This is a genomic window from Alicyclobacillus pomorum DSM 14955 (assembly GCF_000472905.1).
Lineage (GTDB): Bacteria > Bacillota > Bacilli > Alicyclobacillales > Alicyclobacillaceae > Alicyclobacillus_A > Alicyclobacillus_A pomorum.
The window spans coordinates 44,924-63,818 of sequence record NZ_AXAR01000008.1 but is presented as its reverse complement, the minus strand read 5'-3'; the positions used below and the strand labels follow the sequence as shown (position 1 = coordinate 63,818).

The following is an 18,895-nucleotide window of genomic DNA, read 5'->3' as shown; positions in this document are numbered from 1 at the left end:
TGTGGTGAAAAGATGACGAGCCTAGAGATGAACCCATCACAGCCCACAGCCCCTTTTCCGCGGTAGTTTGGGGAGTACTGCGATGCGAATATTCATCAAAAACAAAGGCACCCAGTCAGGGTGCCTTTGTTTTGTCAATTTACTTTGTCGTCTTCACATCGCCGCTGGCGATAACTTTTACGTCCTTAGGACCTTGATGAACAAGGATGACCCAACCGCTTGCCGGGATGTTTTTCACACCCTTAATGACGGTTGTAGAAGTTGCGTCACCATTTTTGTCCGCAGTTAGATTTGCCAAAGCATAAACCTCTGCACCTGGTTTTGCAGTCGTTCCAGTGTGAATATGTTCTGGGTGTACACTGTTCGGTGCTAAACCGGAGGCTTTCACGACAACGGTTAACTCGTGCGTTTTCGGATCCAGCGTCAAAGTAGCTGTACCTTTCACCTTGCTGTCCTTCGATGGACTCAGTGTTACCGTAGCGGATGCATTCGCACTTGTTTTCAAATCGGTATTTTTATCTGTTTTTGTCGCTTTCGCCGCTGTCGTCGCGGTTTGGTTTGTAGATGCGCTAGATGTGTTATTTGCGGTGTTATCTGTACCACAACCAGCCAATCCGAGAGATGCTGCAACAATAACTCCAGCAGCTGTTGCCAAAACCTTTGATGCCATGCTCCATCGACCCCTCTTTTGTATGTTTTAAGCGAGCATTTTGAGCATAGCACTTCAACTATGACAGAACTTTCTAGATTCGCCTTGAAACCGCTATCTTCTCAACAATTTACCGGTGTCCGCCGGTGCATACCTTGCCTTGGAAGCTTCGACAGCGGGTGCACTTCACAGCGGTGGAGCAGGTTATGTTAAAACGAGTCCGGCCTCTCGCCGGCTACGAGAAGCTCAATTTATCTCCATCGTTACACCGGCGGTCAAACATCTAGAGCGTGTTCTCCAAAATCGAAGTGCCTGTATATTGTGACCGATATGCCGTCTTACCGGGATACGTCACCCATGTTACACTCCCCTATCTCCGGCCCGATGGAGAGAGGGGAAGCATATTGCAAAGGCAGAGCATGGGCATTGAAAAGGGGCTCATCCTGAGGCAACGTTAGCCTTGAGGTTCAGCCCCTTGTGTGTTTTATAGTCAGCGATTTGCAAATGTCTCTCTCTGCTCCATAATCCTACTAAATTAATCGGGTTTATGTTATCATTGAATTGTGTGAACATTTTAGTACCGAAATATAGAAGGAGAAGGGGGAAGATAATGCACGGACCGTTTGTACGAGCCGATTCACTTGCCTTGAAAACGAGTCCTAAGGTGAGCAAAAGACTCAAGATTTTACAAAGCGCAGTATTCATGTGCGTGGGTGCTGTACTTGTTGCCGTAGGGCTTGAAATTTTCCTTGTTCCGAACAACATTATCGATGGCGGTATTACCGGTATATCCATCATTCTTTCGCATTTGACCGGATTTCGATTAGGGTTGTTCCTCTTCGTACTGAACGTCCCGTTCTTGATAGTCGGTTATCAACAAATCGGAAAAACCTTCGCGTTGTCCACGTTATTCTCCATCATCATCCTATCCATTGTTGCATCAATGCTCGTTCCAGTCCCAGGCATTACGAACGATCCGCTGCTAGCCGCTGTGTTTGGCGGCATTATCGTAGGAATCGGTGTTGGTCTCATCATTCGGAACGGTGGATCATCCGATGGCACAGAAGTGGTCGCTGTACTTGTGAATAAGAAATTGCCTTGGTCGGTCGGGCAAGTGGTGATGTTTTTTAACATCTTTATTTTGGGAAGTGCGGGATTCGTTTTTGGATGGAACCACGCGATGTATTCCTTGATTGCTTATTTTATCGCGTTTAAGACCATCGACGTGACCATTGATGGCTTTGATGAAACGAAGGCAATATGGGTTATCAGCGACAAGTACCGAGACCTTGGGGAGGCCATCTTGCACCGCTTGGGGCGCGGAGTCACGTACATGAATGCAGAAGGAGCATTTACAGGAGACGACAAAAAGGTCATTTTCTGCGTGATTTCACGTCTTGAAGAAGCAAAGTTAAAATCGATTGTTGAACACATTGATCCGGACGCTTTTCTAGCTATCGGAGCGATGGCAGAAGTACGCGGCGGGCGGTTTAAGAAGCGCAACATTCATTAATCTCAGCGATGTACAAAATGCAAGCCAACATCTCCTCCTGCTGAACCACTCGAGTGGAAGTTTGCCAATCGCTTATCTAAGAACGCATGCACTTCGCGTGTAACATCTTCCGAACACCTAAGCCGACCACCAGAATCAATATTGTAATCAAGCACTGAATCGTCGTTCGCGGAGACTCGTCCAGATTGTTGATAAGCGACTGGATGATGGGGGTGTCAAGGGTCAAGGAAGCTGCAGTCCACGCCATCATGCCGGCGCCTAGAGGGGCAATCCATTTTTGTTTCTCGCTTTGGTCGGACAATAACAGAGCCACGGCCACGAAAAGAGGAATTGTTGCGAACGAAACAATAAGCAAGGCGAAATGTGCTTCTTCCAGTTCAGAACCCAGCCAAAACATGTTATCCAAATTTCCTACTAATGTAAACAACCACAGTTTTGCGATGACCGTCGACGTTTCAACACTCCGGGATGCAGACATACCGAGGGTACGTATACACATCCACCCTAATAAACCAATAGCAAAGAGCCTGAACAAAATATTGTGTAACAGTTGACCCACGCTTGCCGCCAAAAGGACCTGTGAGATGGCAAGGAGAAATGCAAGGATGATGAGTATGGACCGCTTTCGTTCGTGTGACAATGCCGGTGGAAGTAGCAAACCGGCGAGGAGTGCGTTGTCAACTGTGACAATCATCGCGATAAGCCCGATTTCGAACAGCGCGTTCATGTGTTCACCTCGGTGACAGAAATGAGCCCCCACCGTATGCCACAGCAAACGTAGGGGCCATCAGACAGACTCTCGTCAAACGGTGAAAGTGGACTCCATCGCCTGAATCGCTTGAGTACCATTGTATACACCTGCTCGGACGACGATGTCATAGGGGCCCGCTTCATGTCTCGTGTATCGCAGTCATCTATGAGGAGAGCAGACATGTCCACAACATTGGAAGACAGGTTTCCAGCGTGGACACAACCTGTATGACAAGAACAATCAGTGTATACTAATTGGAACAGGGTATCGGACAACCGCAATAAACAGGAAGTACATCATACTTGCAGTGGCGTGGGCACGGAAGAAACTTGAGTCATCATAGGTTTGGAGTGCTGCCCTGACCAATGATTGTGGAGTGGATGATATGGATCCGAAAACAGACGAGATCAATGTTCCTGACATACTCAAGGGTGCTGGTTTACGTGTCACACCACAACGAGATGCGATTTTGCGTCACATTCTGACCAATCGGGGGCATATGTCTGCTGATGAGATCTATCGGGCGATGCAACATATCTTGCCGAATTTAAGCGTCTCAACGGTATACAACACCTTAAAGTGTTTGAGTGATGTGGGACTTATACGAGAAATAAAGTTTGGAGACGCTGCGAGTCTATTTGACGCAAACACTTCTCCTCATCACCATATGGTCTGCAACAAATGTGGTAAACTCATTGATTTCTACTTGCCATCGACTCCGAATGTAACTCATATCGCAGAACAAGAGAAATTTCACATTGAAGAAATGCATATTGCGGTGAGAGGAATCTGCAATGATTGTGCAAAATCAAGAGAACCTGACTAAAGGCGACCGAAAGGTCGCCTTTTTGTTCCACTTTACAAAATCTCACACCATAACTATAATGAGCTCTAGTTAATAATAAATATTAAATAGAATTTAATACGGATTATTTGTGCAGGGATTTTGATAAAACGACGACACCTGAAATGAACATGATGTCATTCGGGAGATGAGAACAATGCCAATGCGGCTTGGTACAGAGATGCCCAGCTTAGAAGGCGCTACCCATTGGATGAATGCAAGCGAAGCACCCGTGTTGGAGAGCGGCAAAGTCACCCTGGTTCATTTCTGGGCAGTATCCTGCCATATCTGTCACGAAACCATGAACGATGTGATTGCCATTCGAGATAAGTATCAAGATAAGGGTTTACAAACGGTTGCCATCCATATGCCTCGTTATGAAGAGGATACGAATTTGGAGCGAGTCAAGCGCGATATTGCTGAGTACGCCATCACTCAGCCGGTCGGAGTGGACAATGAACATCGAATCGCCAACCGATTTGAAAACGAATATGTTCCAGCGTTCTTTGTGTTTGGAACCGATGGGAAACTAAAATTTCGCGCCGCAGGAGATAAGGGATTTCAAAAAGTAGAACCCAAAATACGCGAAGCCCTTGGATTGCCCGAAGTGGGGGGGAACGAATGACCCAAGTACCTGCAAGTTTGCACTCAGGAAGTGGTACGGCATGAGATGCCCAACTTGTAACGGCTATAACATTGGAAAGATTGGACGCAATCACTTCTTCTGCCGGGAGTGTTATGTGGAATTTGTCATAAAGGCCGGATACATTGAGATTTACGAGATCAATGATGACGGCAGTGCTGTGATCTACTGTCAGAAAATCAACGACGCCGTTTGAATCCCATGCGTTGTGTGTGAAAACGCCGGTCATTGGTACCGGCTCTTCTATATCCGTATCGTTGTTGATAAACTGGAATCGATTCGGCTATAGAATATGTAGAGGAGGAAATGAATTTGGCAACAAGCGGTTGGTTCTCCATGTCTGTGCATGCGTTGGCGCTACTCGCACAAAACAAAGACGGTTATTCTAGTAGCTTCATCGCATCCAGCGTGAACACGCATGCTGTTTTCCTCCGTCGCGTGTTGAAGAGACTCGTGGAAGTTGGGTTGATTGAAACACGGGAGGGGCGTGATGGTGGATACCGACTGACAAGACCTGCCGAGGAAATTAAGCTCTCAGATGTTTACAAAGCGATGAATCTGGACCGTGCACTGGCACCAAGTCCTGCTGAACCGAATCCCATGTGTCCCATTGGCTCGGGGATACGTACCGTGTTTGGCACCATTGCAAGTGAAGCTGAAGACGCAATCGTGGGGGTATTGAGTCGATACACGGTTGCGGATGTCGCGCAAGGAGCGCTCGCTGCAGGGATTCTTTCGAAGTGAAATTTTTTTGAGGTTAACTAAAACCATTTTAGTTATTGTTAAAACCCAAGAGGAGTGTGACTGCCGTGAAAATTGCACTGTTCGGAGCAACGGGAACCATTGGACAACGGATTTTGAAGGAAGCTCTCCATCGTGGGCATGAAGTGACTGCCGTGGTGCGCAATCCCGAAAAATTGACTGTGCAACACGCCGACTTGCGTGTGGTTACCGGCGACGTCTTGAAGGCAGACCAAGTTGCGGATGCCGTACGCGGTCATGACGCGGTTGTGAGCTCCATTGGTCCTGCACCTGGACAAGAACAAGGGATTGTGGATGCCACAAAATCTCTGATTGACGGCGTGAAACGTTCTGGCGTTCGTCGCTTGATAGCCGTAGGCGGTGCCGGAAGTTTGGAAGTGGCACCTGGTGTACAGCTCATGAATACACCAGAATTTCCACAACAGTGGAAAGCCATTGCACAGGCTCATGCGGATGCCCTCAATCTTTATCGGAGGGAATCCGAGTTAGAATGGACCAATCTCAGCCCTGCAGCGCTGATTGAACCCGGTGAAAGAACTGGAAAGTATCGCATAGGGACAGAACAACTTGTGGTGGACGAAAAAGGTGTAAGCCGTATATCCGCTGAGGATTTCGCCATCGCTATACTGGATGAGGTGGAGACCCCCAAGTTTATTCGCAAGCATTTTACCGTCGCCTACTAAACACCGTGTAGAGCCAATGAACTCCATTTTGGCCCTCACAGTTGTGGGGCTCCTTTGTTTTCACTGTGCGATGGTGCAGACTGCGTTTCGCTCTCGTATTCATGTTCAATGCGGCTTGCCATCAACGTTTCACCAAAAACTCATCGAATGTTAATGAAACACTGAACGCAGTTGGTGTATAATCACGAAGACGAACGGCATTCCTTGCATCCCGAGAAGGAACGTTGTATCGACAGGTTGATGGCTCCGAAGTACAGGGAAATCGTTGGGAATTGCTGATTTCTTGACGAGAAGCAGGCATTCGCCTCGAACTTCGAGAAGTCACATCGCATACCAGTAAATTGAATACAACCAGTCCTCGTTAGGCGAGGCGTCTATGTGAACACAAGCCACTGCCCGGAAACGTCGAAAGACGCCAATGGGTAGAACAGGTACTGCCGGATTAAGGCTTTACTCAACGTGGCTGAGTGAAAACTCTACGTCACATAGTGCTAAAGCTCAACTAGGGGGATGTACAATTCTTTGCGTGTGTTTTCATATGCAGAGTGTGCCCCCCTGATGTTTCGTCAGGGGGTTTTACTTTGGCCTTGAAGGAGGTGGTAGGTGTGGACATAGGTCCTAGTAGTCAGCAACGGAATGTGGATTGTCTCTTACAGGTGAAAACAAAAGGGGATTTCTGTCCCTCCTATCTCTTCTTCAAGGAGGATTGTTATCATGAGCAAACATGCACTCATTGAACATAACACGGCTTTGGACAGCGCACACGTCGGTGATATTCAAGGAGCTCTCGGTACCGTGCGTATGGATGACACGGCACCTCGGAGGACATGGAAGGCTCGGTTCCTCACACTACTTGCCATCATGGGCCCCGGCCTCATCGTGATGGTCGGCGACAATGACGCAGGTGGCGTGGCGACCTATGCCCAAGCCGGACAAAACTTCGGAACGAGTCTGTTGTGGGTGTTGCTACTGTTGATTCCTGTTTTGATTGTGAATCAGGAGATGGCCGTTCGTTTGGGATTAGTCACGGGCGTTGGCCATGCACGGCTGATCTTTGAACGGTTCGGGAAATTTTGGGGCGCATTTTCAGTGGGTGACTTGTTCATCTTGAATCTGCTCACCATTGTCACGGAATTCATCGGCATCCGTATGGCGCTTCAGCACTTTGGCGTCAACCCGTGGGTGGCTGTTGCTGCTGCAGCTGTATTTCTGGTGGCCATGACGGTCACAGGGAGTTTCCGGAGATGGGAACGGTTTATGTATGCCATGGTTGCAGCCAATTTTCTTGTGATTCCTCTTTTCTTCATGAGTCATCCGAAGGCCGGGGCCATTGTGCATGGATTTTTGGTACCTGGTGTCCAAGGCGGTCTGACCTCCAAGGCACTCCTGCTCATCATCAGTATGGTCGGAACGACTGTGGCACCGTGGCAGTTGTTTTTTCAGCAATCCAACGTCATTGATAAACGACTCACGCCTCGCTGGATGTCGTATGAACGCGCCGACACTGTCATCGGCTCCATTGTGGTCGTGATTGGGGCAACGGCCATCATGGCAAGTACCGCGTTTGCGTTTCACGGGACGAAGTTCGAGGGCCAGTTTGTCGATGCTGGGTCGGCGATAGCCGGCTTGTCACAGTGTCTTGGCACATTGGCAGGAGACTTGTTTGCCATCGTCCTCCTGAACGCTTCTTTGATTGGTGCAGCAGCAGTGACGCTGTCGACTTCATATGCATTCGGAGATGTGTTTGGCACGAAGCATTCACTACACCGCTCGGTGAAAGACGCAACGGGCTTTTATGTTGCGTATTCCGCTGTCATCTTGATTGCTGCGGGCATTGTGGTCATACCGCACGCACCGCTTGGACTGATAACCACCGCAGTTCAGGCTTTGGCGGGGATTTTGCTCCCGAGTGCAACCGTCTTTTTGTTGTTGCTTTGTAACGATAGAGCTGTTCTCGGCCCGTGGGTCAATCGCCCATGGCTGAACCTCGTGAGCAGTGTCATTGTCGGGGTATTGGTGATGTTGTCATTCATTTTGGCTGTGACGACGTTCTTTCCCGGTGTGAATGTGCAGATTCTAGGCATCACCTCCGGTGTTGTCATGGTGATTGGGTTGTTGTTAGGGGGAATCGTCTGGTATCGACGCAAGGGAAAGAGTGACAGGAGCTATCCAGAGGTGGATCGTCATTCGTGGCGAATGCCGCCACTGTCGACGCTGCCAAAGCCCGAATGGTCACCCATGCAGCGGATAGGAATGATTGCGCTTCGTGGGTACCTACTTGTTGCGGTCATCATGTTGGTCGTGAAGGTTGTACAGCTTTCCATCGGGGGATGATGGTCGGTTGAGATGCACAGACTGCGTCAGTGCAGCAAAGAGGGCTCACCTTCAGGAGAGATCGTGAAGGGGGCCCATTTCATTTTCGGCGCATGGCGCGCATGTGAGTCCGGGAAATGTTGGTTTGGTGCAAGGAATCGCAGATGTGAAGCACAATATGTCCGACAAACTACAAGTCACGCAATTGGGAGGTCGTATTTTGTGCCTTGGTATCGAGCGCTTCTCGGCATCATGCTGACATTCGGGACGATAACCGCCTTGTTTGGCTGTGACACACGGACCGATAAACCCAAACCATCTGCAAAAGGCGTCGTCCATCAGAAAAAGGTACCGCGCGCTGCCGAACCGCTAGGGGCGGCGACGTACGATATGAGCAAAGTGCCGCAGGTATACGGTATGCGCAAGTTTCCCTATCCGTATCAGGCCATGCTCGCCCTCTCATCCGACGCAGACAGTGAAACACTACGTAAATTTAACCTTGTCCATCAGTTCATCAATACGAGGGAAATGACACCAGCGGGCCGCGGTCTTGGTCTCGACTTCGCGGATTCCTTCTTTATGTACAACGCAAACAATCAGCATGGATATGTAGACATCCACCATCAGCCCATGTCTCACGAACTGTCGTACTTTCAGGGCGTGACGAACCAGCCGTACGGTGCTGCGGTGATTCACCGTTACATTCACGCCGGCTGGATTGACACCATACACACGTTTGGCGACTTCAGCCAGGTGGATCAAACGAAGACACGGTTTACACGTAGACTCGCCCAACAGGGCATTGAGGCTTTGAAACAGGCTGGGGATCATATTACGGTTTGGACAGACCACGGTAACAAGTCAAACGTCGACAACTTTGGATCATACGGGATTGCGCCGTTTTTTAACTATCAACAAGGTGCAAACTCTACCTCACCGTACTACCACACGGATTTCACCATCCCATATGGCGTACGATTTGTTTGGGCAGACAACTCGAGTGAGATGTTTGGCATGAACTCCATGATATATCCACTTCGCTTGCCTGATGGACGGCGTGTATGGGGGTTTTCACGCCATACGAGCTACGGGTATAACAGTAAGGGGGGGCCACTATGGGATTGGACCGTATGGCAGATTTGGAGACAGTTAACGCCCGCACATCTTCACGACATTGAAAAACGGCATCAGTACTCCATTGTGGCGCAGCACCTGAACGGAGGCGTCAGCCAGTTCCCGCTGCCTGAGGAATCCATTCGGGGATTGAAGCTCTTGGCGCGTGAGTACCATCATGGAAGCATATTGGTGGCGCGAACGAGTAGATTGCTTCAATACAATGTGGCACAGCAGTATGTGAAGTACAAGGTAACGCATGTAGACGGTAAGGCCTTCATCCACATCCTGTCGATTGACGACCCTGTGTTTGGGATACACGTCCCGACTTTGGATGAGATTCGTGGTTTGACATTCTACACATCGAATCCGGATGGTACTGTCATCGAAATCGGTGACAAGTCCATTCCGACCGACCTTGTTCAGCGTCATCCAAGCGATGGGGTTCATCCGAGCGTTTCGGTTCAGTGGTATCCATCCGATACGACGAACTACGCCATCACCGCACCAGGGGTATACTGAGCCATGGATTCTCGACACGGTTTATGAACGATAGACGCTGCATTACGAGAGCCCCTGTGCAGTGTTCCTGAACCACTGAATGCTGCGTGGAGGAAAGATTCGGTTGAAAAAGCGAGATAAGAACCGCGTGATAGAAACCATCGAGACGGAAATTGAGGATATCGGAAAGTATGCAGGTAAGGTTCCGAGATGGTCTTTCTTGATTGCCGTTCTCGTGATTGGAATTCTCTTCAGTGTGCTATCGGAAAATCTAACGGTGGGTCCAAGTTGGTTTGTGCTCGCGATTGTCAGTGTCTTGCTCGTACCACTGTTAGCATCAGTGTTTGTTGGCCACCACCGCTGGACACGACGGCTGGCCATCACGATTACTTCCGTGCTCACACTGGGGTTGGTCAGCAGTGTTGTATTTCTTGTGTACGCGCTGTTTAAACATACGGAAACTGCTGCGAGTCTCTTCCGAGATGCCGTACTTCTTTGGTCGGCAAATATTATGGTATTTGCCGTGTGGTATTGGGAAGTGGATCAAGGGGGGCCCATTCGCAGACATGCCAATACACCGGATGCGCCGGATTTGTTATTCCCACAGATGACCTCGAACTTAGAATGCTGGAAAGATTGGAAACCTACATTTATTGACTATGTATTCTTGGCATTTAATACGAGCACAGCCTTTAGTCCAACCGATACCATGGTCATGTCGAAGAGGGCAAAAGTACTCATGATGGCACAGGCTTCCATCTCCCTCGTGATTGTCGCGGTCCTTGCTGCGCGCGCAATCAATATTGCTTAGACGTTGCACGGGCTTGACCCCAGGGGCGGCGGGGACCATCCCTACCGCCGTCCTGCATTCATCCCATTACTCTACGTCATATCCTGCGTCTTCCACAGCTTGTTTCAGAGCTTGAACGCTCGTCACTGTATCATTGAACGTCACCGTTGCCTTTTGACCCTGCAAATCGACGTTGGCTTCTTGTACCCCGTCTACACTTTTGAGAGCCTTGGTTACGGAATTGACGCATCCGCTACAAGTCATGCCTTTCACCGTAATGGTTGCTGTTGCCATGTACGTCCATCTCCTCTTGTCTTGAGTGATTTGCAAAATAGAGTGGTTCAGCTTGCGACTATGGCTCAGCATGCACTTCCCTTCCGAGTTTCAGACGACGGAGGAGCAAGCTGTTGGATACGACGCTCACTGAACTGAGCGCCATCGCCGCACCTGCGATAATCGGGCTCAAAATCCCGAACGCGGCCAATGGGATACCGAGTACATTGTAGAAGAAGGCCCAAAACAGGTTTTGACGAATCTTTCGCATGGTGGACTTCGACAACCGAATGGCATCTACAACGCCCCTGGGATCACTGTGCATGAGCGCGATGTCCGCCGCTTCCAGCGCGACATCAGCCCCCGTCCCCATGGCCATCCCGATATCTGCTGCCGCCAAGGCAGGCGCATCGTTGATCCCGGCACCGACCATCCGCATCTTTCGAACCAGCCTTCATCGTGTCAGCGATGGCAATGACGCCAAGCACCCGGTTATCTGCGGCAACCATCACCGCTGTCTTTCCTGCATCCTCGAAGTCCGTCAATACGTCGTCCGGCACGAAGGGATACCAGACTCCGTCAACCAACGGCGATTGCCAATTTGCACTTTCGTGCCGTTCACCCATCCGACAATCCCCTTGCCTGGTACCGCTTCGACGTCCGTGGCGGATGGAATGGGGATGCCTTGTCCTTTGGCGTCATTGACAACGGCCATTCCGAGCGGATGATCACTTTGCGATTCAAGGGCAGCCGCGACTGCCATGAGGTGTTGTTCCGTGACGCCTGTTTCGGTCCAAATATCGGTCACTTGCGGTTTTCCGGATGTGAGGGTTCCAGTCTTGTCAAAAACCACAGCATTCACTTGATGAGCCAGCTCAAGGTGCTCGCCACCTTTCACTAATATGCCTGACTCAGCACCCAGTCCTGTTCCGACCATGATTGCAGTCGGCGTTGCGAGTCCGAGAGAACAAGGACAGGCGATGACAAGGACGGCCACGGCCGCCATGAGGCCGTGTGACCAGCCATTGAATACGCCCCAGAGCAGCAAAGTCACGAGAGCAGCCACAAGTACAATGGGAACAAAGATACCTGAGATTCTGTCTGCCAGACGTTGAACGGGGGCCTTTGAACCTTGCGCTTGGTCCACCCATCGAATAACCTGAGCCAGCGCCGTGTCTGCACCAACCTTGGTGATTTCCATGGTGAATGTACGGGTCTGATTTACAGAAGCACCTACTACTGGGTCTCCAGGGCTTTTTGAAACGGGCGATGGCTCGCCTGTCAGGAAGGACTCATCAATCGTCGTGCTACCTTCTTTGACAACGCCATCGCTGGGGACTTTTTCCCCCGGTCGAACCCGGACCACGTCGCCAACACGCAGTTGTTCCACAGGAACATCTATTTCTTTGCCGTCACGGAGCACATGTGCCGCTTTGGCACCGAGTTTCGCAAGTGCTTCGATAGCAGAACTTGATTTGGCTTTGGCCTTGGCTTCAAGCAGCTTGCCCATGAAAATCAGTGTCACAACGGTCGCCGAACTATCAAAGTAAACGTCCGGCTTGCCTTGCGCGGTCAGAATGGCGCTGTATGCGTACGCCATAGAAGTGCCTAGAGTGACCAATACATCCATGTTTGCAGTGCCGCCCCGCAGGGCGTGGTAAGCCCCTTTGTAGAAGCGCCACCCAATGTAGAATTGAACGGGGGTCGCCAGGAACCAACTGACCCAGTTTGGTATGAAGGCCATACCGCCAAACAGCATGTAGAGCATCTGGATGACCAGGGGGGCCGTCAGCGCAACGGACGCCCAAAACTTGATAACCTCTCGTTTGTACTCACGTTGTTTGCGTTGTTTTTCCTCCTCTACAGCCGTTTGGGATGCCAACTTCGCACCATAGCCGGCTTTTTCAATGGTGCGGATGAGATCCGACTCCTGAACATCGCCAGGTACAAAGGTGATGTGCGCTTTCTCTGAGGCGAGGTTCACGTTCACAGACTTCACGGCATTTAACCGCCCAACGACTTTCTCAATGCGGGCTGCACAGGCGGCACAGGTCATGCCTTCAATATTGAGCTCGACACTTCTCGTGGGGACGCTATCCCCAGTCTTGACGTCAGGCATGCCGACACCTCCTTGGATACTGCGTCATGATTTCGTGAACTTGCGGATGACATCCATCAGCTCGTCAATCTTCTGCTCACCATTGGCATGGTTCGCCAATGCATCCGCCACACAGCCTCTGGTGTGGGACTCGAGGATGGACAGGCCAACCTGGTGAACTGCGCTCTTGATGGCGGCCACCTGCACCAGGATGTCGACGCAATATCTATCTTCTTGGATCATTTTTTGAATGCCACGAACTTGGCCCTCTATGCGTTTCAACCGCCGCAGCACCCGTATGGTATATATGTCAAACGCAAGAGGACGCCTGAAAGATGACGTTCTCACCGGATAAAATGGGATGCATACATCGTGACAATGAAACACCTATGGCCCGGATGATCTGTTTTGAACTGGGCAGCTTGACAGCAATATGTGGGCCAATTTTCGGAATACAATTTTGGGAATACATAGATTCCGGTGTATAATGATGGACGTTGCGCTATGAGAGTGCTTTCATGTTTGCGCATGGGTGGTGCACGGCGGCTCGCCGGCTTTGCACATACCCCTATGAAGTGGTACGACAGTTCCACTGAGAGTTGAGATGATGAGGAGAGGAAGCGGTGAATACTTCAATTCAGGCAAGTAGAACGAACCTCGGATTTGTCACCCTAGTCTCGATTGTCGCTGCCATCGGTGGCCTTTTGTTTGGTTATGACACTGCCGTCATATCCGGTGCCATCGGGTTTATGCAGCAGAAATTCAATTTGGATTCAGTCATGACGGGCTGGGCGGTATCCTGTCTCATGATTGGCGCGATTATCGGCGCAGGCTTTGCAGGGGCGCTGAGCGACCGGTTTGGGCGCAAGCGAATGTTGGTTCTCGCTGCTATCTTGTTTTCGGTTGGTTCCATAGGATCCGCCATTCCGACCACCATTTCACAGTTTGTGGTGGCGAGGGTGGTTGGCGGCATTGGGATTGGCGTCTCGTCCACGCTTGTCCCGCTATACATCGCAGAGATTGCCCCAGCGCGGTATCGCGGTCGTTTGGTTTCGTTAAATCAGTTAGCCATCGTCATCGGTATCTCCGCCATTTACTTCGTGAACAGAACGGTAGCCAATGCCGGGGGCCCGGCATGGGACATCTCCACGGGTTGGCGGTGGATGTTTGGTCTTGGCATTGCTCCAGGATTGGTATTTATGCTCCTGCTCTTGCTTGTTCCTGAAAGTCCAAGGTGGCTGGAAAAGCAGGGGAGAGGAGACACCGCCATTCGAATTTTGGAACGCATTAACGGTCTTCAACAGGCACAATTGGAAATAGAGGACATCCGGGAGTCTCTCAAAAATGAAACAGGCTCCATGGGGCAGTTGTTTCAAGGCGGGTTCCGGATTGCCCTATTGGTGGGGGTTGTATTGGCCATCCTACAACAGGTGACTGGTATCAACGCCATCATGTATTACGCACCGGAGATTTTTAAGAAGACGGGAGCAGGAACAGACGCGTCCTTGACTCAAACCATCATCGTCGGCGCGGTCAACCTCATCTTTACGCTGGTCTCACTGTGGTTGATTGACAGAGTTGGGCGGAAGGTGTTGTTGTTGATTGGGTCCGCTCTGATGGCCATCAGCTTGCTGGTGGTAGGTTACGCATTTCATACGGGGAACACCGCGGGACCGCTGGTATTGGTATTTGTTTTGCTCTTTGTGGCTGCGTTTGCCGTATCGTTCGGCCCGATTGTGTGGTTGATTATCGCGGAAATTTTCCCAACGCGGATTCGCGGTCGAGCGACAGCCATTGCATCGGTGGCCCTGTGGGCAGCTGATTATGTGGTATCACAAACGTTCCCTGTACTGTTAAGTGGGGTTGGGTCTGCCATTACGTTTTGGATGTTCGCCATCATGTCCATCATCGCCTTCCTCTTCACTCTGAGCGTTGTTCCCGAAACGAAGGGAAGGTCTTTGGAAGATATTGAGCGCATGTGGGGAGCCTTCAAGCGGTAGCTTCCGAATTGACTTGAATGGGTTGATGACGTTTGGGGTGCACGGTAAGGGGGACCCCCTCATCGTGCACCCCAACGTCGTTCAGATTTCCGCGTTCTGCTCGCCCTCTCTCAGCAGGTGGGGACGTGCTTACAATGCGCACTCCTCGATTTCAAATCCAAGGTCCTCAATCATCTGCCAATCTGCATCTGGCAACTGTCCTTCCGTTGTCAAGTAGTCTCCCACAAAGATGGAGTTCGCTGCATACAAACCCAGAGGCTGTAAATGACGTAGGTTGACCTCTCGACCGCCTGAAATACGTATCTCTTTTGTAGGATTCACAAAACGCATCATGGCAAGGATTTTCAAACACGCAGTCGGTGTCAGCTCACGTCGACCAGCAAGTGGAGTTCCGTCGATGGGATTGAGAAAATTGCACGGAATGGAGTCCGCATCGAGCGCCTTCAAGGAGAAGGCGATGTCGACTCGCTCTTCGTCCGTTTCCCCCATGCCGAAAATCGCACCTGAACATGGTGACATACCTGCTTGTTTGACCTGCTGTATGGTTTCCACCCTATCTTCGTACGTGTGCGTCGTACAAATATTCTCGTAATTCTTCTGGCTCGTGTTCAGGTTGTGGTTGTACCGTTGTACGCCTGCATCGGCCAGTTTCTCCGCATGTTCAGGGCTCAGGAATCCGAGACAGCAGCAGATTTTCAAGTCAGTATTTGCCCGAATTTCTCGAACGGCTTCGACCACCTGGTCAATCTCGCGATTGGAAGGCCTTCTTCCGGACATGACAATGCAGTATGTACCAGCCTTGCGCCGCCGCGCTTCCTCTGCACCTGCTAATATGGTTTCTTTCGAGAGAAGCGGGTACTTCTCAACGGGCGCCTCCGAAATGATGGACTGTGAACAATAGAAGCAATCTTCAGGGCACAGCCCGGATTTTGCGTTGAGAATCATGTTTAACTTGACCTTTTTACCAAAGTACTTGCGCCGGATCACGAATGCAGCGCTCAACAAATCCAGTAGCCTGTCGTCTGACTCCCGCAAGATTTGAAGGGCATCTTCTCGGGACACTTCGTATCCGCGGATGACCTCATGCGCCAGGTGCTCCCAGTTTCTTTTTGTCGTCACTACGGACATGCACACGTCCTCCTCGTGCCTATTGTTAACCTCGTGCAAAATCAAGGTTAACAATAGCGCAATACCTTGTAAAGAGTGAATTTTGAAGATTTGATCAATAGAGTCGCGGTTGCCACGGTGTCCTACAGGTTTCAACTTTCCATCATTTGAAGGATAATCTACAAGAGGATACCAGTTTTGACGAGGGGGCTCTTGGATGAACATCACGGGGAACACGGTCTTGATTACAGGTGGTGCTTCCGGCATTGGCTTGGCACTCGCAGAACGTTTTCTCAACGCCGGAAACGAAGTCATCGTGTGCGGACGTCGCCCGGAGAAGTTGAACGAAGCAAAGCAGAGGTTTCCCCAGTTACATACTCGTGTGTGCGACGTCGCGGAGGAGGCGGATCGAAAATCGTTGCTGACATGGGTCACCCGTGAGTATCCAGAGTTCAATGTTCTGGTGAACAATGCAGGGATTCAGCAGAGGGTGAACCTGCGAAAGCCGGACCATGACTGGAGTTGCTATCATCAAGAAATCGCCACCAATCTGGAAGGCCCAATCCACTTGACCATGCTGTTTGTGCCTCATTTGGTGCGGAAGAAAAATGCCACGATTATCAATGTGTCTTCTGGATTGGCCATCACGCCAGCGACGTGGGCCCCGATTTACAGTGCGACGAAAGCTGCCCTACACTCATTCACCATGACATTGCGTCTCCAACTATCGGAGACCAACGTGGAGGTTGTAGAAGTTCTGCCGCCAGCGGTGAATACGGATTTGGGGGGCCCCGGTCTGCACACGTTTGGTGTACCTGTGGACGAGTTTGCGGACGCCGTGTTCAAAGGTTTTGAAGCCGGTCATCTGGAAATCGGTTATGGCGGCACGGAGAAGCGAGGGCGTGCGTCGCGGGACGAGATTGATCAAGCAACGAAGCACATGTGGGAAGGGTTTTTACGCAACAATCCTGACTTTCTGGACTGATGGATGGCTGCGGCCTCACGAGATGGAACATGGACATCCTTGCCGAGGACATTCATCTTGGTCTGAATTTACGCTGGAAGGCATCCCAAGGAGGCTGGAATATGAAAATCGAAATCTGGTCTGATTTCGTTTGCCCATTCTGTTACATCGGAAAGCGGCATTTGGAGCAGGCACTGAGCCAATTGCCGTTTCGTGATGAGGTTGACATTGTCTATCGCAGCTTTGAACTCGATCCCCACGCCGAACTGAACCCTGGCAAGAACATGCACCAATTGCTCGCAGAGAAGTATGGCATGAGCATTGAACGGGCGAAAGCGATGAACGATGAAGTCGCGAAGCGTGCTCAAGCGGTGGGACTCACCTATCACTTCGACACGATGATTCCGACAAACTCGTTTGATGCCCATCGCTTGACGCATTTTGCCGCAGAGCACGGAAAAATGAACGACATGGCGGAACGGTTGTTTCATGCGTACTTTACGGAGTCCAAACACATTGGTGACCGTGAGACGTTATCGCAACTGGCGGCGGACATCGGTCTCTCCAAAGAAGCGGCTGCCAACATGTTGGCCAGTGATGCGTATGCAGGTTCTGCACGGATGGACGAGCAAGAAGGACAAAGACTGGGTATTCGCGGTGTGCCGTTCTTCGTCATCAACCGGAAATACGCTGTTTCCGGCGCCCAGCCGGTTGAAGTGTTCGTCGAAGCGCTACAGAAAGCTTGGGATGAAGAAACACCGCTCACTATGGTACATGAACCAAGCGGGAATGCGACGGACACATCCATGTGCGCGGACGGAAGGTGTGAAATCCCAACGAAAAAAGACTGAATTTCTAGCGGGGCGGGGTTGCCCCTCCAGCGCATGTGGCGATGGGACAGCCCCAAGTTCCCCTCCGATTTCTCCGTCCTCGGCACGCCAGTCCTTACACTTACTGCTGTCCGTCGATTTTGGTTTTTCGTTCAGTTCCTGGGTTCTGTTTACGTACCTGTACTTTTTCCATGACAAAATCAAGTGCTTCGCTGGGCGTGGTGGCGAAGTCGAGTTTTCCGTCGTAGCTCTCTCGGCGGTGGTCCAAGTACAGGCCATCGTATGCAATCTCTTTTGCCCTGCTTGCCCATCCTCCGGACGACTCCATCACAACCACCGGCATTCGCCGCATGTACGCTGCGGAGAGTTCCACCAACGTACCGATTCCACCGCTGATCATAATGATTGCGTCGGATGAATGAATGAGCACCATGCTGCGGTAATCAAAACCAAACCCGGTGGTGATAGGAATATCCACGTACTCATTGGCGACGCTCGCATCGTCTCCTGGTAAAATGCCAATGACCAATCCACCTGCCTGTTTGGCTCCTCTGGATGCAGCCTCCATAACCCCATTGGTGCCACCTGTCAACAGCACTGCACCTCTCGACGCAATTTCCTTGCCGACATCTTCCGCCAATTGGAGGATTTCCGGTTCGACGACGCCGGATTGGCCAATCACTCCGATTCGAATCATGCTGTATCTCCTTTGTTCAATTTCGTTTCATGTCAGCGTTTTGCAAAACTCGATCGACATATCGTCGCACTTAAACCACTAACGGAATTTTGCAAATCGCTCATGTAAGTGTATCACTCTGGGGGTGGCAAACAGAACTGGACGCTAAGACCTTTGCGCACAAGTATGCTGTTCTTTAATGTCATCAACAAGAAAATGTCGATGGAAAATCGTGCAACCAGTTGATTGGGGGTATGCCACGAAGGTGCTAACTGATGAAAACATACGAACCAGGAATTTTTTGGAGAAGATTTGTTTCGGTCCACGTCACAGGTGGCAATATTTCTAATCCTTGTTCGGTTCCTTTTTTCAACTGTATTGCATT

At 50.6% G+C, this 18,895-nt stretch carries 19 protein-coding genes and 1 riboswitch; of the genes, 11 read left to right on the top strand and 8 right to left on the bottom strand.

The annotated features are described in order from the left end of the window. Positions 1-139 precede the first annotated feature (139 nt). Positions 140-670 (bottom strand): CHRD domain-containing protein, encoded by a 531-nt coding sequence (locus tag YWK_RS0109860; protein WP_026964650.1) that lies wholly within the window; start codon positions 668-670, stop codon positions 140-142. A 682-nt stretch (positions 671-1,352) separates the two neighbouring features. On the opposite strand from YWK_RS0109860, the gene YWK_RS0109855 reads away from it, so the two are divergent. Then, positions 1,353-2,162, top strand: a complete 810-nt coding sequence (locus YWK_RS0109855) for a YitT family protein (RefSeq protein WP_245578587.1) — start codon at positions 1,353-1,355, stop codon at positions 2,160-2,162. Positions 2,163-2,238: 76 nt separating this feature from the next. On the opposite strand, the gene YWK_RS0109850 is transcribed toward YWK_RS0109855, so the two are convergent. After that, entirely contained in the window at positions 2,239-2,889 is a 651-nt protein-coding gene (locus YWK_RS0109850) for a TerC family protein (RefSeq protein ID WP_026964648.1), read from the bottom strand. 409 nt (positions 2,890-3,298) lie between these two features. On the opposite strand from YWK_RS0109850, the gene YWK_RS0109845 reads away from it, so the two are divergent. From YWK_RS0109845 to YWK_RS0109810, 7 genes are all read left to right on the top strand, one after another. Beyond that, positions 3,299-3,739 (top strand): Fur family transcriptional regulator, encoded by a 441-nt coding sequence (locus YWK_RS0109845; protein ID WP_026964647.1) that lies wholly within the window; start codon positions 3,299-3,301, stop codon positions 3,737-3,739. A 175-nt stretch (positions 3,740-3,914) separates the two neighbouring features. Further along, complete coding sequence (locus YWK_RS0109840) at positions 3,915-4,382, top strand: thioredoxin-like domain-containing protein (RefSeq protein ID WP_026964646.1); 468 nt, start codon at positions 3,915-3,917, stop codon at positions 4,380-4,382. 330 nt (positions 4,383-4,712) lie between these two features. Further along, positions 4,713-5,144, top strand: coding sequence for an RrF2 family transcriptional regulator (locus tag YWK_RS0109830; RefSeq protein ID WP_026964645.1), 432 nt, complete (start codon positions 4,713-4,715; stop codon positions 5,142-5,144). Between the two features lie 65 nt (positions 5,145-5,209). Next, positions 5,210-5,845: an NAD(P)-dependent oxidoreductase gene (locus YWK_RS0109825; RefSeq protein ID WP_026964644.1), complete on the top strand. Its 636-nt coding sequence runs from the start codon at positions 5,210-5,212 to the stop codon at positions 5,843-5,845. A gap of 350 nt (positions 5,846-6,195) precedes the next feature. Continuing rightward, positions 6,196-6,361, top strand: a riboswitch (M-box (ykoK) riboswitch). A 198-nt stretch (positions 6,362-6,559) separates the two neighbouring features. Continuing rightward, positions 6,560-8,179, top strand: a complete 1,620-nt coding sequence (locus tag YWK_RS0109820) for an Nramp family divalent metal transporter (protein WP_051375450.1) — start codon at positions 6,560-6,562, stop codon at positions 8,177-8,179. 201 nt (positions 8,180-8,380) lie between these two features. Next, positions 8,381-9,793 (top strand): hypothetical protein, encoded by a 1,413-nt coding sequence (locus tag YWK_RS19335; protein WP_156909114.1) that lies wholly within the window; start codon positions 8,381-8,383, stop codon positions 9,791-9,793. Between the two features lie 103 nt (positions 9,794-9,896). Further along, a complete protein-coding gene (locus YWK_RS0109810) occupies positions 9,897-10,583 on the top strand; it encodes a DUF1345 domain-containing protein (RefSeq protein ID WP_245578585.1) in 687 nt (228 codons plus the stop codon). A gap of 66 nt (positions 10,584-10,649) precedes the next feature. Here YWK_RS0109810 and YWK_RS0109805 read toward each other — a convergent pair whose 3' ends face one another. From YWK_RS0109805 to YWK_RS0109795, 4 genes are all read right to left on the bottom strand, one after another. Then, on the bottom strand, positions 10,650-10,856 hold the full coding sequence (locus tag YWK_RS0109805) for a heavy-metal-associated domain-containing protein (RefSeq protein WP_026964641.1): 207 nt from the start codon (positions 10,854-10,856) through the stop codon (positions 10,650-10,652). A 58-nt stretch (positions 10,857-10,914) separates the two neighbouring features. Then, a complete protein-coding gene (locus YWK_RS22870; protein WP_051375448.1) occupies positions 10,915-11,274 on the bottom strand; it encodes a hypothetical protein in 360 nt (119 codons plus the stop codon). Positions 11,275-11,376: 102 nt separating this feature from the next. Then, positions 11,377-12,954 carry a heavy metal translocating P-type ATPase gene (locus YWK_RS19330; RefSeq protein WP_051375447.1) on the bottom strand — a complete coding sequence of 526 codons (1,578 nt, stop codon included), beginning with the start codon at positions 12,952-12,954 and terminating at the stop codon, positions 11,377-11,379. A 24-nt stretch (positions 12,955-12,978) separates the two neighbouring features. Further along, the gene (locus tag YWK_RS0109795; RefSeq protein ID WP_051375446.1) at positions 12,979-13,281 is read right to left on the bottom strand and encodes a metal-sensitive transcriptional regulator; all 303 of its coding nucleotides are present in this window, start codon (positions 13,279-13,281) and stop codon (positions 12,979-12,981) included. A gap of 275 nt (positions 13,282-13,556) precedes the next feature. On the opposite strand from YWK_RS0109795, the gene YWK_RS0109790 reads away from it, so the two are divergent. After that, the gene (locus tag YWK_RS0109790) at positions 13,557-14,933 is read left to right on the top strand and encodes a sugar porter family MFS transporter (RefSeq protein ID WP_026964639.1); all 1,377 of its coding nucleotides are present in this window, start codon (positions 13,557-13,559) and stop codon (positions 14,931-14,933) included. 129 nt (positions 14,934-15,062) lie between these two features. Here YWK_RS0109790 and bioB read toward each other — a convergent pair whose 3' ends face one another. Next, positions 15,063-16,061 (bottom strand): biotin synthase BioB, encoded by a 999-nt coding sequence (gene bioB, locus YWK_RS0109785; RefSeq protein ID WP_026964638.1) that lies wholly within the window; start codon positions 16,059-16,061, stop codon positions 15,063-15,065. A 196-nt stretch (positions 16,062-16,257) separates the two neighbouring features. Between bioB and YWK_RS0109780 the strand changes: the two genes are divergently transcribed. Next, a complete protein-coding gene (locus YWK_RS0109780; protein ID WP_026964637.1) occupies positions 16,258-17,025 on the top strand; it encodes an SDR family oxidoreductase in 768 nt (255 codons plus the stop codon). A gap of 101 nt (positions 17,026-17,126) precedes the next feature. Next, the gene (locus YWK_RS0109775; protein ID WP_026964636.1) at positions 17,127-17,855 is read left to right on the top strand and encodes a DsbA family oxidoreductase; all 729 of its coding nucleotides are present in this window, start codon (positions 17,127-17,129) and stop codon (positions 17,853-17,855) included. A 100-nt stretch (positions 17,856-17,955) separates the two neighbouring features. Here the strand turns inward: YWK_RS0109775 and YWK_RS19325 are convergent, their stop codons facing one another. Then, positions 17,956-18,531, bottom strand: a complete 576-nt coding sequence (locus YWK_RS19325) for a TIGR00725 family protein (RefSeq protein WP_051375445.1) — start codon at positions 18,529-18,531, stop codon at positions 17,956-17,958. Positions 18,532-18,895 lie beyond the last annotated feature (364 nt).